This is a genomic window from Erysipelothrix sp. HDW6B (assembly GCF_011301115.1).
GTDB classification, from domain to species: domain Bacteria; phylum Bacillota_I; class Bacilli_A; order Erysipelotrichales; family Erysipelotrichaceae; genus Erysipelothrix; species Erysipelothrix anatis.
In genome coordinates this window covers 1,116,481-1,129,662 of the sequence record NZ_CP049860.1, presented here as the reverse complement: position 1 = coordinate 1,129,662, position 13,182 = coordinate 1,116,481, and the positions used below count along the sequence as shown (strand labels likewise).

At 36.2% G+C, this 13,182-nt stretch carries 15 protein-coding genes and 1 riboswitch; all 15 genes read right to left on the bottom strand.

The annotated features are described in order from the left end of the window. Window positions 1-7 precede the first annotated feature (7 nt). Entirely contained in the window at window positions 8-292 is a 285-nt protein-coding gene (locus G7061_RS05615) for an HU family DNA-binding protein (RefSeq protein WP_159636411.1), read from the bottom strand. A gap of 61 nt (window positions 293-353) precedes the next feature. Next, entirely contained in the window at window positions 354-1,346 is a 993-nt protein-coding gene (locus G7061_RS05610; protein WP_166119594.1) for an NAD(P)H-dependent glycerol-3-phosphate dehydrogenase, read from the bottom strand. After that, a complete protein-coding gene (gene der / locus G7061_RS05605; protein WP_159636415.1) occupies window positions 1,346-2,656 on the bottom strand; it encodes a ribosome biogenesis GTPase Der in 1,311 nt (436 codons plus the stop codon). Before der ends, G7061_RS05610 begins: the two co-directional genes overlap by 1 nt. A 5-nt stretch (window positions 2,657-2,661) precedes the next feature. Beyond that, complete coding sequence (gene cmk, locus G7061_RS05600; RefSeq protein WP_159641399.1) at window positions 2,662-3,312, bottom strand: (d)CMP kinase; 651 nt, start codon at window positions 3,310-3,312, stop codon at window positions 2,662-2,664. Between the two features lie 14 nt (window positions 3,313-3,326). After that, entirely contained in the window at window positions 3,327-4,250 is a 924-nt protein-coding gene (locus G7061_RS05595; RefSeq protein WP_159641400.1) for a hypothetical protein, read from the bottom strand. Between the two features lie 144 nt (window positions 4,251-4,394). Beyond that, window positions 4,395-4,916: an ECF transporter S component gene (locus G7061_RS05590; protein WP_159641401.1), complete on the bottom strand. Its 522-nt coding sequence runs from the start codon at window positions 4,914-4,916 to the stop codon at window positions 4,395-4,397. 44 nt (window positions 4,917-4,960) lie between these two features. Beyond that, window positions 4,961-5,079: riboswitch (FMN riboswitch) on the bottom strand. Between the two features lie 128 nt (window positions 5,080-5,207). Next, window positions 5,208-5,765 (bottom strand): elongation factor P, encoded by a 558-nt coding sequence (efp, locus tag G7061_RS05585; RefSeq protein WP_159641402.1) that lies wholly within the window; start codon window positions 5,763-5,765, stop codon window positions 5,208-5,210. A gap of 2 nt (window positions 5,766-5,767) precedes the next feature. Next, window positions 5,768-6,127, bottom strand: a complete 360-nt coding sequence (locus G7061_RS05580; protein WP_166083452.1) for a hypothetical protein — start codon at window positions 6,125-6,127, stop codon at window positions 5,768-5,770. A gap of 394 nt (window positions 6,128-6,521) precedes the next feature. Beyond that, a complete protein-coding gene (locus G7061_RS05575) occupies window positions 6,522-6,842 on the bottom strand; it encodes a prepilin-type N-terminal cleavage/methylation domain-containing protein (RefSeq protein ID WP_159641405.1) in 321 nt (106 codons plus the stop codon). Further along, window positions 6,796-7,089 (bottom strand): competence type IV pilus major pilin ComGC, encoded by a 294-nt coding sequence (gene comGC, locus G7061_RS05570; protein WP_159641406.1) that lies wholly within the window; start codon window positions 7,087-7,089, stop codon window positions 6,796-6,798. Before comGC ends, G7061_RS05575 begins: the two co-directional genes overlap by 47 nt. An 894-nt stretch (window positions 7,090-7,983) precedes the next feature. Next, window positions 7,984-8,844, bottom strand: coding sequence for an ATPase, T2SS/T4P/T4SS family (locus G7061_RS05565; RefSeq protein ID WP_166119589.1), 861 nt, complete (start codon window positions 8,842-8,844; stop codon window positions 7,984-7,986). Between the two features lie 58 nt (window positions 8,845-8,902). Beyond that, entirely contained in the window at window positions 8,903-9,532 is a 630-nt protein-coding gene (locus G7061_RS05560) for an MBL fold metallo-hydrolase (RefSeq protein ID WP_166119583.1), read from the bottom strand. A gap of 25 nt (window positions 9,533-9,557) precedes the next feature. After that, window positions 9,558-9,707, bottom strand: coding sequence for a 50S ribosomal protein L33 (gene rpmG, locus G7061_RS05555; protein ID WP_159636437.1), 150 nt, complete (start codon window positions 9,705-9,707; stop codon window positions 9,558-9,560). Between the two features lie 65 nt (window positions 9,708-9,772). After that, window positions 9,773-11,824, bottom strand: coding sequence for a penicillin-binding protein 2 (locus G7061_RS05550; protein ID WP_159641409.1), 2,052 nt, complete (start codon window positions 11,822-11,824; stop codon window positions 9,773-9,775). Between the two features lie 9 nt (window positions 11,825-11,833). Next, a complete protein-coding gene (locus G7061_RS05545; protein ID WP_166119578.1) occupies window positions 11,834-13,171 on the bottom strand; it encodes a DEAD/DEAH box helicase in 1,338 nt (445 codons plus the stop codon). Window positions 13,172-13,182: the final 11 nt, after the last annotated feature.

The window sequence follows — 13,182 nt, the reverse complement described above, 5'->3', positions numbered from 1 at the left end:
TTAATTATTATTTAACTGCGTCTTTTAATGCTTTTGCAGGTTTGAACCCTACACTGTATGAAGCTTCGATACGGATCTTTTCTTTTGTTTGTGGATTGAAACCATCACGTGCTGCGCGGTGACGAACTTCAAATTTACCGAACCCTGCAAGATCAACTGTACCTTTTTCTTCTAAGACTTTTTTGACTTCATCTAAGAATGCATCAATAAACTCATTAGCTTGTTTCTTACTTACGTCTAGGTTTGTTGCAATTGCTTCCCCTAATAACTTTTTGTTGTATGTTTCACTCATATTGAAACCTCCATTTCATATTGAAATAATATCATTATACTGCTTAAAACACAAGTTAAAGCTACTCTGCTTTTAAATCGCGTTGCATTAATTCACGAATTGCGGTGACTGGTTCTTTGCCTTCAAAGACGACTTTATAGACCTCTTCTGTGATTGGCATCGATACATTCATTGATTTCGCCATATTATGGACAACTTTAGCCGCAAAAACACCCTCAACGGTCTTGTCATTTGTGTCAAAAAATGCTTGGGCTGAGTTGTTTTTTCCAATCATAAACCCTGCTTGAAAATTTCGTGAATGTTGACTTGTAGCTGTTACAATCAAATCTCCAACCCCGCAAAGTCCTAAAAATGTCTCTGCTTCTCCACCCAATGCAACTCCAAAACGTGTCATTTCTGCAAGACCACGGGTCATTAATGCAGCACGAGCATTATCCCCATAGTCTAATCCTTGCAAGCATCCACTTGCGATCGCAATGATATTTTTGATTGCCACACCAACCTGTGCACCAATCACATCATTATTAGTATAGACACGGAAATAATCATTTGAAAAAAGATTCTGTACAAGCTCTGCAGCATTTTGATTTAAAGATACCGCATTAATTGTTGTCAAATCACGTAATACAACTTCCTCAGCATGGGAAGGCCCAATCAGACTCACAACCCCAAGACGCTTTTCAGCATCAACCACTCGCTCAATAACATCAATTAAGAGCTCGTGAGTCTCGGGATGAAACCCTTTGGCAACATTAATGATTGTTACTGGTCTTGTTAATGTTTCATTCAAACGCTTCGCGACTTCTTCAACAGCACCTGTCGGTACTGCAAGTAATACGACATCGGCATTTACTACTTCTTCAAAATCTTGTGTTGCATCCAAAGATTCATTCAATTTAATACCTGGAAAATATGTTTCATTTTGGCTGTACAAATGTATATCAACAACTTCATCCAGCTTACGCCCCCAGATGAGAACTTCATGTTGATTATCAGCAAGAACTTGTCCTAATGCGGTTCCCCAACTTCCTGAACCAATAATCCCAATTTTCATTATGCTCCTCGCTTCCTGACTAAAATACGAATCGGCGTACCATCAAAGTTAAACGCACGACGTAAAGCATTTTCTAGATAACGTTTGTATGAGAAATGTAATAACTCTGGATCGTTTACAAACACGACAAACGTTGGTGGTGCTGTAGCAACCTGTGATGTATATAGAATTTTTAAACGTTTTCCATGGTGTGATGGAGGTGGCGTTAAACGAATTGCATCTTGAATAACTTCATTAAGAACGCTTGTTCCTATACGGCGTTTACTATTTTCATACGCTTGATCAATAAGAGGTAGCAATGTATGAACACGCTTTTTGGTTAGAGCCGATACGAACGCAATCGGCGCATATGAAAGATACAAGAATTCACCTGCAACTTGCTTACGCACATCATCCATCAATGTTTCTTCTTTATCAACTGTATCCCATTTGTTATAAACGATAATGATAGGTTTTCCTGCATCGTGCGCAAAACCAACAACGTGCTTATCTTGAGCACGAATTCCTTGCTCTCCATCCAACACAAATAAAACCACATCTGATCGTTCAATGGCACTCATCGCACGTAAGACTGAATACTTTTCAACGTCTTCGTATACTTTACCACGCTTACGAATTCCTGCTGTATCAATAACGACATAATCTTTATCGTGAAATCTAAACGGTGTATCAACTGCATCACGAGTTGTTCCTTCAATATTAGAAACAATTACACGTTCTTGATTAAGCATTGCATTCACAAGTGAACTCTTCCCTACATTCGGACGACCAATGATTGAAAATTTCAATTCATCTTCATACATTGTCAGACCCTTTTCAGGGAGTTTTCGAATAATCGTATCAAGTAAGTCCCCAACACCAATTCCATGCAAACTACTTACTGCCATTGGCTCATCATAGCCAAGTGCATAGAATTCATAAATATCTGCTTGAAATTGAATATCATCAACTTTATTGACCGCTACAATAACAGGTTTATTCGTTTCACGTAATAGGCGGGCAATATGCTGGTCATCATTAGTCAGACCTTCCATTCCACTAACAACAAAAACAATTACATCTGCTTCATCAATAGCGATATCGACTTGCATTTGAATTTCATCCGCGAATGCTTGTCCCTCGATTTGAATTCCACCTGTATCAATAAATCTTAAATCTTTAGTTAACCATGTTGCTTTTCCGTATAAGCGGTCACGTGTGACTCCTGCTTCATCGTGAACGATTGATAATCGCTCACCCATGATACGGTTGAACAATGAGGATTTCCCTACATTTGGGCGACCAACGATCGCAACAACTCCATCTATCATTTTTACTACCTACTCTCTATATATTTCTTAATTAACGCTACAATTTCATCAACACTGAGATAGGTTGTATCAATTTCAATTGCATCTTCAACTTTGATTAATGGTGATTCTTCTCGATTCATATCACGATAATCTCGATCCACTAATTCTTTGTATAAGGTATCAAATTCTACATCGAATCCTTTTTTGGTTAATTCTTCAAATCGCCTCTGAGCACGTACAGTAACGTCCGCAGTTTGAAAAATTTTAATCTCAGCATCTGGAAGTACAACGGAGGTTATATCTCGACCATCCATCACAAACCCCTTCTTTTCAGCCATTTTACGTTGTTTTGCAACGAGCAGCTCACGTATTCTTGCAAATTTTGATACTTTTGAAGCACCTTGAGATACTTCATCAGTACGAATATTATTGCTTACGTCCTCGCCATTCACAAAGATAGAACCTTCTGGCGAAAGTTCTATTTCTGTTTTCATAGCAACCTCAAAGCAAGCTACTTCATCCTCGAGATCCACGTTTTGTCTAATACACTCATATGCTACTGCACGATACATCGCACCAGTGTCAATATGTGTATATCCTAAATCTTTTGCTAACCGCTTTGCGATCGTACTTTTTCCCGATGCACTCGGCCCATCAATTGCTATATTAATCACTTTTTCACCTCTAATTATACTTTTTGAATCAATATTAAAATAATAACAACAAAAATAGCTAAGACAAGAAGTGAAATAACGACATTCATCATACGATTCGTTTTAACCATCGTATCACTGATTTCCTCAATATGACGTTCTTGATCTATAATTTTGTGTTGTAACGTTTGTGTTTGGTCTAATAATTCTCGTTTGAACTTTTCTGAGTCAAAATTAAATGATCCAACCTCATCTAAGTTCTCTTCATATTTATCATCTAACATATCGATATCCAATTCAACAACTTCATCAATTGGTGCAACATCAACATAATCATCTTGAGATACTTCGACAGCAGGCTCCGCTTCAGTTTCTTGAGTTTGTGTTTTAGCCACTTGAGTATCCGCAGGAGTATCAACATCTTGCGCCATCTCATGAACGGCCATTGAAATTGTTTTTTCTAAATCTGGAACACTATGTTCGTCTTGAAGCGAATCAACACGGAAAACACGAGTTTCTTCAAGTATGTTAGCATCCGCTTTTAGACTTGGATCAATTTCATTGATAACCGATTGCATAATGTCTGGGTTGATTTTTTGAATTGTTTCAGCATCAATATCAAGTTCTTTAAAGATATTGGACTGTGTATTGCCTTCATCACGATACCCTTTTTTAACATTGTACTCTTTAACTTCATTCAAAAACTCTTTTAAATATGTATTCTCAAATGTGTCAAATGTGTTGGGTTCAACTGGTTCACTTTGTGATGGAATATGTTGGCGCGCCCGAGTTGGTTCATGGTCGACTTTGGGTTCGTTTTCATCCATTTTTCTAAACTGATCATCAATTTGATTTAATCGATTAGCAAATTGTGAAAGATTTGAATTTTCGATTCCACTCTCTGCATTTGAAGACAATGCCTCATGTAGTGCTTGATTTTTTTGAACGCGAGATTTCATGACAATATCACTCCTTTGATAAATTATAGCATATTAAAAGTCACTAATGATTGGATTAGTTACATAAGTTATTTTAATTGCTTCATGACCTTTATCTATTATAACAAATTTTTCCTTGCATTCATAAAAAAAAGGACCGGAGTCCTATTGAATTCTTTTTAGTGTTGGTTTAATAAGCATAAATAAGACCATAAGTATGGTACCTTTAACGATATTGAATGGTAAGTAAACGGCATTTAGTATGTCCCATGCATTCGATTGGTCTAACCCATACAAAGGAAATGTTACGTAATAGTTGAACACGTTCATTATTAGAGAAACGCCGACGACAGAAACAATCGTGAGTATCCCATTCTTGAATTTACGATCGGTTTTAATGAACACTACTGGAAGCATGAGTAATACCGAAAATCCAAAGTTTGCAAGTTCTCCAGCAATATTGCCATCACTTGAAATTGTTAGAAAGTGAACTAAATTTTTCAATAGCGCAATCATAAAACCTGCAAGTGGTCCCATTAACCACGCGCCAATTAAGACTGGTACATCGCTCAAATCAACTTTTAATGGCGATCCAGGTATAACCCTAAATTCAAAATAGTAAAATATCACCGACATTGCTGTAAGTATTGATATCTTCACCATAATTCGAGTGCTTAATTTTTTCATTTTTGTCCTCCTTGTGAAAAAATAAGACTCAAGGCGACATGAAAAAACAACTTCTTTCATCCAGACTATACTGTCGCCATTGGAATTTCACCAATTCAACCATCATTGATGGGTCGCGGGGTTTACCGCCGGTCGGGAATCTCACCCTGCCCTGAAGTACATTGTAATTATATGAACTCAGTACTTATTTGTCTACACTTATACTCTTTCTGACGTTATGATTTGTGATAATTATTTACAAATATAAAAAAAGACCTTTATCTATGTGTAATAAAGGTCTTTTTTAATTAATTATGCACGTCCTGAGTATTTTCCGTCAGAAGTATTTACAACAACAACTTCACCTTCGCTAATGAATAATGGAACACGGATTTCATATCCTGTTTCAAGTACTGCATTTTTTTGTGCGTTAGTAGCTGTATCGCCTTTAACCGCTGGTTCTGCTTGTGTAATTGTAAGCGCAATTTTTTCTGGAAGTGTAACTCCTAGAATTTCACTTTCATAAACTACAACTGTTACTTCTGAATTTTCTTTCATAAAATTCAATTCCCACTCAAGACGAGCTTTATCGATTTCTATTTGTTCATATGTTTCATTGTCCATGAACACGATCATCTCACCAGCATCGTACAGATATTGCATTGGTCGTTTTTCAACGTGAGCTTGCTCAATCTTGTCTCCTCCGATGAAGCTGAGTTCAGTTACTGAACCTGTACGCATATTACGTACTTTTGCTTTAATAATCATTTGACGTTGTGCTGTTTTATTGTGTGATGTATCAATAACTACATAAAGATTGCCTTCATGTAAAATTGACATTCCAGAACGTAAGTCGTTTGATGAAATCATAATTATTCCTCCGTTATGTAAAGTTTGAAACTTTCGTCTTTCATTATAGCATACTCTAATCTATATGGGATAACTCCATTTATATTTATATAGATTTTATCTTCAATTTTTTCAGCAGAAACCTGGTTTCCACTATCCTCATATGCGGTACTTTCGGGATTTTTTCTAAAATAATTAAAGACTGTTCTTTCTATATTTAGACGTTTTTCAATCTTTTCCATATAGCTTACAGTTTCATAATACTCTTTGGATATAGAAACTTCCCGTTTAATCCAGAAACAAACAACTGTCAAAAATATAAGACTATGTATTAAAATCATGCCACGTTGATATCGCTTCACATTTATCTTTTGTACATACATTCATAAGACTCCTATCAATTTGACATGTTGTTACTTCATCAATTAAAATTTCATATCCCGGTTCTTTGACTACCCGTGAATCCTTGCATGAAATACCAAATTGTTTCTCATCAAAAGAAAAAAATATGGTGCCATTCTCGGTATTAACATTGGCTGCACGGTTTAAAAGTTGCGTAAGCTGGAGTTTAAATACTGAAATCGGGTATATTGTTGGACGGTGAATTTTCACCATTAATATGAGGATTTGATGAATCAATATGGTAATAAGTCCCCACACTGTAAAACTTATCATGCACTCAACTAACGTGAAACCAGCTTGAAAACATCGACGATTAACTTAAATACACCTCCAACTATCAAAATTGCCAAAAGAAGCTCCACCATTAAGTATCCTTTATACACAACGATAACGTCCAAAACCTAGTTGTATCGTACATTTTTTGTTGTTGTAATCAAAATCCCCTGCATGATTTACATTTCCGTTAGCATTAAACCACACATCTGCAGTAACATACTTGCGTCTCAGCTTATACATCGCTTCAACTTGACGTGTGATAATCCCTTTGTTAGCATACGGTAATTCCTTGAAAATCTGATGGTGACTGACCATCGTTGTAACAAAGATAACAAAACTAAGTACAATTAATAGTTCGATCATCGTGAAGCCATTACTGTATTGTCGCTTGACCGTGAACAATTTCAATATTTTTTCCATCAGAACATCGTGTCTGCCTTTCTGTTATAAACTCATCTGTAACGAGATTTTGAATTGATACAGGAACTCCATCGTGCTTTAGTTGCCACTGTAGAATAGCAGCATCGATTATTTTTAGTTGTGCATCGCATCCTTTTTCATTAATTACATTCAATGTTCGTTGAATATTCGGGATTGTTAGCAACAACAATACAACAATAACCGCCATAACCAAGACCATTTCTATCAATGTAAATCCTTTTTTCATAGTCCCTCCATCAAATTGATTGGAATCAACATTACTTGATAGTATCCATACACAGTTAATATCACAAAACCATATACAAGCAGTTTGTAAATCATGATTACACGCCCGAAATATCTACTAAGTTTCTTTGTAGCGTGACGTATGTATGAATCGAGCCCTTCTTTTTGCTTTAAAACATTTTGTTTGAATACGTAATATCTACCTAAATCCTTGTCAAAAATATCATGCGAAAATATTTCTTGTATGCTTTTCCCAGTTTCTAAATTGTCTAGAACGTGATATCCATACCATTTTAGGATCTCACAATTCGAGGTTTTTAGTAATGAAAACGTATCATGAAATGAGATTGCAAAAAGTGTACTATTGCTATAGAGATTAATAATCCGTATTGTGCCCATGAGTCGATATATCCGCGAAAATTTGTTAATTATGATTAAACTTAGTGTTGGATAAACACGCAGACTAAAACAGCAACATGCAATTATTCCAACTACGATGCAATGTATTGCTAAAATGATTGCAAATAGATTGGATACAGTTTCAATACTAGTACTACTCAATGCACTATCTTCCAAAAGAACACTTATCTGGTACCTTATCTGATTAGAATAAATGCTAATCATCACGATACACACTACATGAAGAAGAATTGGATAAGCTATTTTCTGTGCAATTTCGCTGTATATTTTTTGCTTGAGTTTAATCCAAAATACATAAGATTTTAAACTAACAAAGGGATTTATAACAATACCCTCACCTTTTGCGTCCAAGCACTCATAGAGTCTCTCCAGTGAAGTAAAGTCACAACCGTACTGTGTATTGATATCTTGAATATTCATACCGTTTTTTAAAGACTCTAGGATTTCTTCGCTTTGCATCTTCAATCGACGTTGTTCATAGATTTTCTCTAATTTTTTCCTTATCAAACATTTCAAAAAAAACCTTCACCTCTCCATTAACATCCATCTTCATTTCCTGAAGTACAACGCCTTCCAGTAATTCGCGTAAATCTTCCACACTTGCCCCCAATTCAGCGAGCCTTCGTAATGCCTGTTGTAACGTTGATGCGTGCATTGTTGCGACAATCATATGCCCACTGAGTCCTGCACGTATTAACTCAGATATATCTAGAACGGTTCTTAGTTCTCCAAGTACAATAATATCCGGATCATGGCGCAATAGTTGCGTTAGATGAGTACCAACACATTCTGTATCGATTTGAATCCACCGTTCGTTGATCCGTTCGACCGGATTCTCTAAAGTATAAATTTGCTTGGTCTTGAGTTGTGATAGTGCATAAAACATACTTGTTGATTTTCCACTTCCAGTTCGACCAACAAACAAAAGGATTCCGCAATTACTTTGTATGATTTCATGAATTTTGCTACGAATCGTTTTAAATGGGCATAAATCAGCCCAAAGATTACTATCATTAATGTTTAAAACTCGAGCAACACCACTGTATTTATTTGAATTGTGGATGCCCGCAAACCGTATTTGAAGGTCTTGTTCCGCAATATAGTAATGGAATACCTTCGTCTGCGGATTTGGATTTGTAATGTCAAAACCCGCGATAAACTTCAAATAAATAAATAACGTTTTCGGATCAATGTCATCTACTTTCATTACCATATGCTTATGCTTACGTAAAACTATCTCTTGTTGTGATTCCGACCCATAAATATGAATATCACTGATTCGATGTTGAACACACTGTTTAATAAGTTGGTCGAATTGTATCTCTATTTTAGTCATACTTCTAAATACACTTGTTTATTAATTTAACCTAAAATAAAAAAAAATAGCCTTTAGGCTATTTTAGTTTTTGAATAAATGGGTTACTTAATTTCTCGGTATCTAAATCCGTAATATCGCCATGTCCGGGATAAAGATTTAATTGCTCATCCTCAAACATTTCAATAAACATCTTTAAAGAGTTATTCATCGTTGCCATACTTCCCGTAGGTAAATCAGTACGTCCAATGGTTCCTTTAAATATAAAATCACCAACAATGGCATCCTCTTCAAAAATAAAGCTCACTGAACCACTTGTATGGCCTGGAGTTTTGATGACATCAAAACTAAACGGTCCGATTGTTTGTGGTTCCTCAAAAAATGTCTCAAAATCCGAAGTCAGAACAACAGATTCAGGCATTTGATTTGAGAGATTAACATTGGGGTTCGTTAAATAGTGTGCTTCTTCATGAAATACAAAGACTGGACACTTATATATTTCTGTAATTGCATCAACACCAGATATATGGTCAAAGTGTCCATGGGTAAGGTAAATTGCAATGACTTCTTTACCTTCTAGTGGTTTTAATAAACGTTGAGCGTTATTTTTCGGGTCCATACATGGATCAATTACAACTACCTTATTATCAATTTCAAGATAGTATGTATTGGTCTCAACATACCCCATTACTTGTTTCGTTATTTTCATAATAGAAAAAAAGTCGATTTACGACTTATTTTTTCTCTTTATGTAAAGTGTGTTTACGATCACGTGGGCAATATTTATTGATTTCCATACGCTCTAATTGGACTTTTTTGTTACGTGATGTGTAGTAGTTTTCTTCGCCACACTCTGTGCATTTTAAAATAGCTTGTGCTCTCATAATTACCTCCATTTACTCATAGCCTAGACATTATACCATACTTTATTTGCAATGCCTATACTAAATTATTGTGATTTACGTGCCATATAGTAATCCATAACAGCATGCGTTGCATACCCGCATTCGTTAGCGATTGTTTGTCGCGTCGCTTGTGCTTCAGTTACAGATTTCGGTGCAATACAGCTGACTGCGATTTCTGGTTGTTCATACGGAGCATATCCGATATACGTACTATTTCGTAATTCGATGCCGTCAGAACTAATTTGAGCCGTTCCAGACTTACCGGCTGATTTGTAATTTTCTTTTCCAGATGCATACCCTTCTCCAGAGGAAATATAAAGTCTCATCCCCTCTTGAACAACACGCAACGATTCAAGATCATCAAGCGTACTCAATGCTTGAGGCGTGTTTTCACTGACCATCGCTTTAGTATCTTGGTTGAACGTCCCTGTTGCGAGACGTGGTTTCATTCTCGTTCCATTATTTGCTATAGTTGCAACAAATTGATTCAATTCCATGACGTTATAGGTATCATATTGACCAATAGCAAGTTCGAGTAATTTACTATCAGCTTCACGAGATCCAATGTATCCAATTTCTTCACGTGGGAAGTCAACATTAGTTGGAACCCCTAAACCAAATTGTGAATAGTATGAACGCATTAAGTCATATGTTGCTGGTCCATCTGGGAAAATCAGTGAACTTCCAGGTACGTAAGTTGCATTACCAAGGCGAATTGCAACATTGAACATATAGATGTTACTTGACATCTGAAGCGCCGAACGCGCATCAACATTGCCAATGCCATCTTTCCATGAATGTCGAATGAGTCCTCCGATATTCATCGGTGCATCAAGAATTAATTCATTCGGTTGAATTACATCTTCGGATAGACCCATATATACCGTTGCCGGTTTGACAGTCGAACCGACAGCAAACGTTCCGTTTGAAAGCATTGTACTTTGAATATCATTCCAATACTTCATTTCACCACTTGAATTATTTTCCTTCATAGCAGCAATTGCAAGAATATCTCCTGTCCGTGGATCCGAAACAATCATATGCATTTGATCCATAGCTGTACGTTGCGGATCTTTATTAACATCCGTAATTCTTTTGGTAAGCTCTGCTTCTACAAACTTCTGTAGATCCGTATCCAAGGCAAGTTTTAAACCATAACCTTTACGTCCTTCAGAACGCAATTGTTTTGTTCCTGACTGATACTCATATTGTGTGTCAATACCCGATAATTCATTTTCATATTGATACTCAAGTCCCGAAACACCAACTTCATCATCTGCTTGATATCCCTTGGCAATGTAGGTATCAAGTTTTTGTTCGGGAATATCTCCAAGTGATCCGTATAAATTTTTAATATCAACCGTTTCGTTATAAACACGTTCCCACTCTGTATCATAGCTAAACCCTGGAAAATCATTTGAATGTTCAGCAAGATATGAAATCTGTTCGTTGGTTGCATTTTCATATACGATAGACGACTGACCCAGTTGACCATTATTCATCTTTACTTGGATTTCAAATGTGGCCTTGTCTTCTTCTGTAAGTGTATTCAAATGATCTGGAGTAATACGTGATTTTATAAGTTCATCATACTCCTCCTTCGTCATATTGCCTTTTGTATACGACTTGTATTCTTCTTCAGTAACTAAATCTTCGCCATAGTCATTTAGTCTTAGCCATAGTACCTTGTTGTCATCTTCATTCAATGAATGTTGGATATTAAAAGTTTTGGCAAACAATTTTGCAACATCCCATTGATCAGCTGCAGATGTATTCCTTGGTCGGTCATAAACAATAACTTTTTTAGCTTGATTTGACACTAAGTTAACACCATTACGGTCCACCATTTCGCCGCGCATTGTTTGAGAGTAAAGTGGTGGTGTTTGGTATTTCTCATATAGGTTTGCATAATGATCTGCTTGAACAATTTGAATCGTATAAAGACGATAAATCAAACCTCCGGCAATTGCCGCCAACAAAATCATAAATATCTGCAAACGGACATCGATGACTTTTTTGATATTGAGATCTTTTTTCAAATGTTCACTACTACCACTGTAGTTTTTGACTTTATCTTTTTGTCTTCGACGATCCATAACTACCTCCTATGAATTTTCGTAAGTCTCACGTTCACGTTGGCGTTCTTTAGCACGTTCTTTCTTTTGCTCACGAATCTCATTTCGAATCATATCTCTACGTTTCTTTTGCATTAGTGATTCAATTTCACGTTTTCGTTTTTTCTTATAACCCGGTTTAACTTTAACGTTTTTACGGTTTAGAATTTGAACAACTTCAGGATCAAGTTGTTTTGTACGTTTTTGAATATTATACCAAGGACGGACATCATCCAATTGACCATCACGAATTCGTTTATATTCAAAGTTCACACCAGTTTTCATCAAACGTGTAACCGAACTTTGATCTTTAGGTCCAACGATACTTATCGCAAACCCTTCACGACCACTTCGTCCTGTACGTCCTGTACGGTGTGTGTAGAAGTCCAAATCGTGGGTTGGCAATCCTGCATTAATAACATGGCTAATCTCGGGTAAATCGATACCACGAGCCGCTAAATCAGTTGCAACGATGTAACGAACTTTCTTGCTATGAATTCGGCTAATAACTTGTTTACGTCCACGGTCACTCACATCACCATGAATTTCAACACAATCAATACCATAATCACGTAAATATGAAGCAATCTCAGTTGCCTGTGTTTTTGTATTTGTAAATACAATGGCAAGTAATGGATTAATACTTCCAAGAACATCCAGAACCGCCTCGTTCATATCACGATGACGTTGATTAATCAAAATATGTTCAATTCGAGGTTTTAAAACTTCTTCCTCTGAAACGATTTCAATTGGGTTTTTCAAATATTTCTTAATGAATGCACGCAATCCTTGTGGAATTGTCGCACTAAACAACATAAATACTGCATCATCTTTAATTCGTGACGCAATAGTGTTTACTTCTTCGATAAATCCATAGTCAAGCATCATATCGGCTTCATCAACAATAAATGCTTTGATGTAGTCCATACGAATAACATTCCAAGATAGTATATCTAAAAGTTTTCCTGGAGTTGTAATTAAAATGTGGGGCTGTTTTTCAAGTTTACTGCGTAAACGTGAGTTGTCCATCCCTCCAATGGCTAAATCGATGCTATATCGATTATCGATTTCCATGATATCTTTCGAAAACTCGAAAATTTGCATTGCTAGTTCGCGTGTTGGCGCGAGTATTACTGCTTGTGTTTGTTCTAAATCTACTTCAATAAGTTCTAAAATCGCAAATAGAAAGGCATGTGTTTTCCCTGTACCCGTGTCCGATTTTACAATCAAGTCACGTTTTTTTGAGATTTGGTCGAGCACCTTTTCTTGAACTGATGTTAATGATTTAAAACCATTTTTCTTAATTAGTGCTTTATTGATATTATTCATACTAACACTCC

Excerpts from the sequence above, each read along its gene's own strand:
- G7061_RS05545 (WP_166119578.1), bottom strand. The coding sequence starts at position 13,171 with ATGAATAATATCAATAAAGCACTAATTAAGAAAAATGGTTTTAAATCA.
- G7061_RS05610 (WP_166119594.1), bottom strand. The coding sequence starts at position 1,346 with ATGAAAATTGGGATTATTGGTTCAGGAAGTTGGGGAACCGCATTAGGA.
- G7061_RS05565 (WP_166119589.1), bottom strand. The coding sequence starts at position 8,844 with ATGACTAAAATAGAGATACAATTCGACCAACTTATTAAACAGTGTGTT.
- G7061_RS05550 (WP_159641409.1), bottom strand. The coding sequence starts at position 11,824 with ATGGATCGTCGAAGACAAAAAGATAAAGTCAAAAACTACAGTGGTAGT.
- G7061_RS05595 (WP_159641400.1), bottom strand. The coding sequence starts at position 4,250 with ATGAAATCTCGCGTTCAAAAAAATCAAGCACTACATGAGGCATTGTCT.
- comGC (WP_159641406.1), bottom strand. The coding sequence starts at position 7,089 with ATGAAAAAAGGATTTACATTGATAGAAATGGTCTTGGTTATGGCGGTT.
- efp (WP_159641402.1), bottom strand. The coding sequence starts at position 5,765 with ATGATTTCATCAAACGACTTACGTTCTGGAATGTCAATTTTACATGAA.
- der (WP_159636415.1), bottom strand. The coding sequence starts at position 2,656 with ATGATAGATGGAGTTGTTGCGATCGTTGGTCGCCCAAATGTAGGGAAA.
- G7061_RS05590 (WP_159641401.1), bottom strand. The coding sequence starts at position 4,916 with ATGAAAAAATTAAGCACTCGAATTATGGTGAAGATATCAATACTTACA.
- G7061_RS05575 (WP_159641405.1), bottom strand. The coding sequence starts at position 6,842 with ATGGAAAAAATATTGAAATTGTTCACGGTCAAGCGACAATACAGTAAT.
- rpmG (WP_159636437.1), bottom strand. The coding sequence starts at position 9,707 with ATGAGAGCACAAGCTATTTTAAAATGCACAGAGTGTGGCGAAGAAAAC.
- G7061_RS05560 (WP_166119583.1), bottom strand. The coding sequence starts at position 9,532 with ATGAAAATAACGAAACAAGTAATGGGGTATGTTGAGACCAATACATAC.
- G7061_RS05580 (WP_166083452.1), bottom strand. The coding sequence starts at position 6,127 with ATGTATGTACAAAAGATAAATGTGAAGCGATATCAACGTGGCATGATT.
- G7061_RS05615 (WP_159636411.1), bottom strand. The coding sequence starts at position 292 with ATGAGTGAAACATACAACAAAAAGTTATTAGGGGAAGCAATTGCAACA.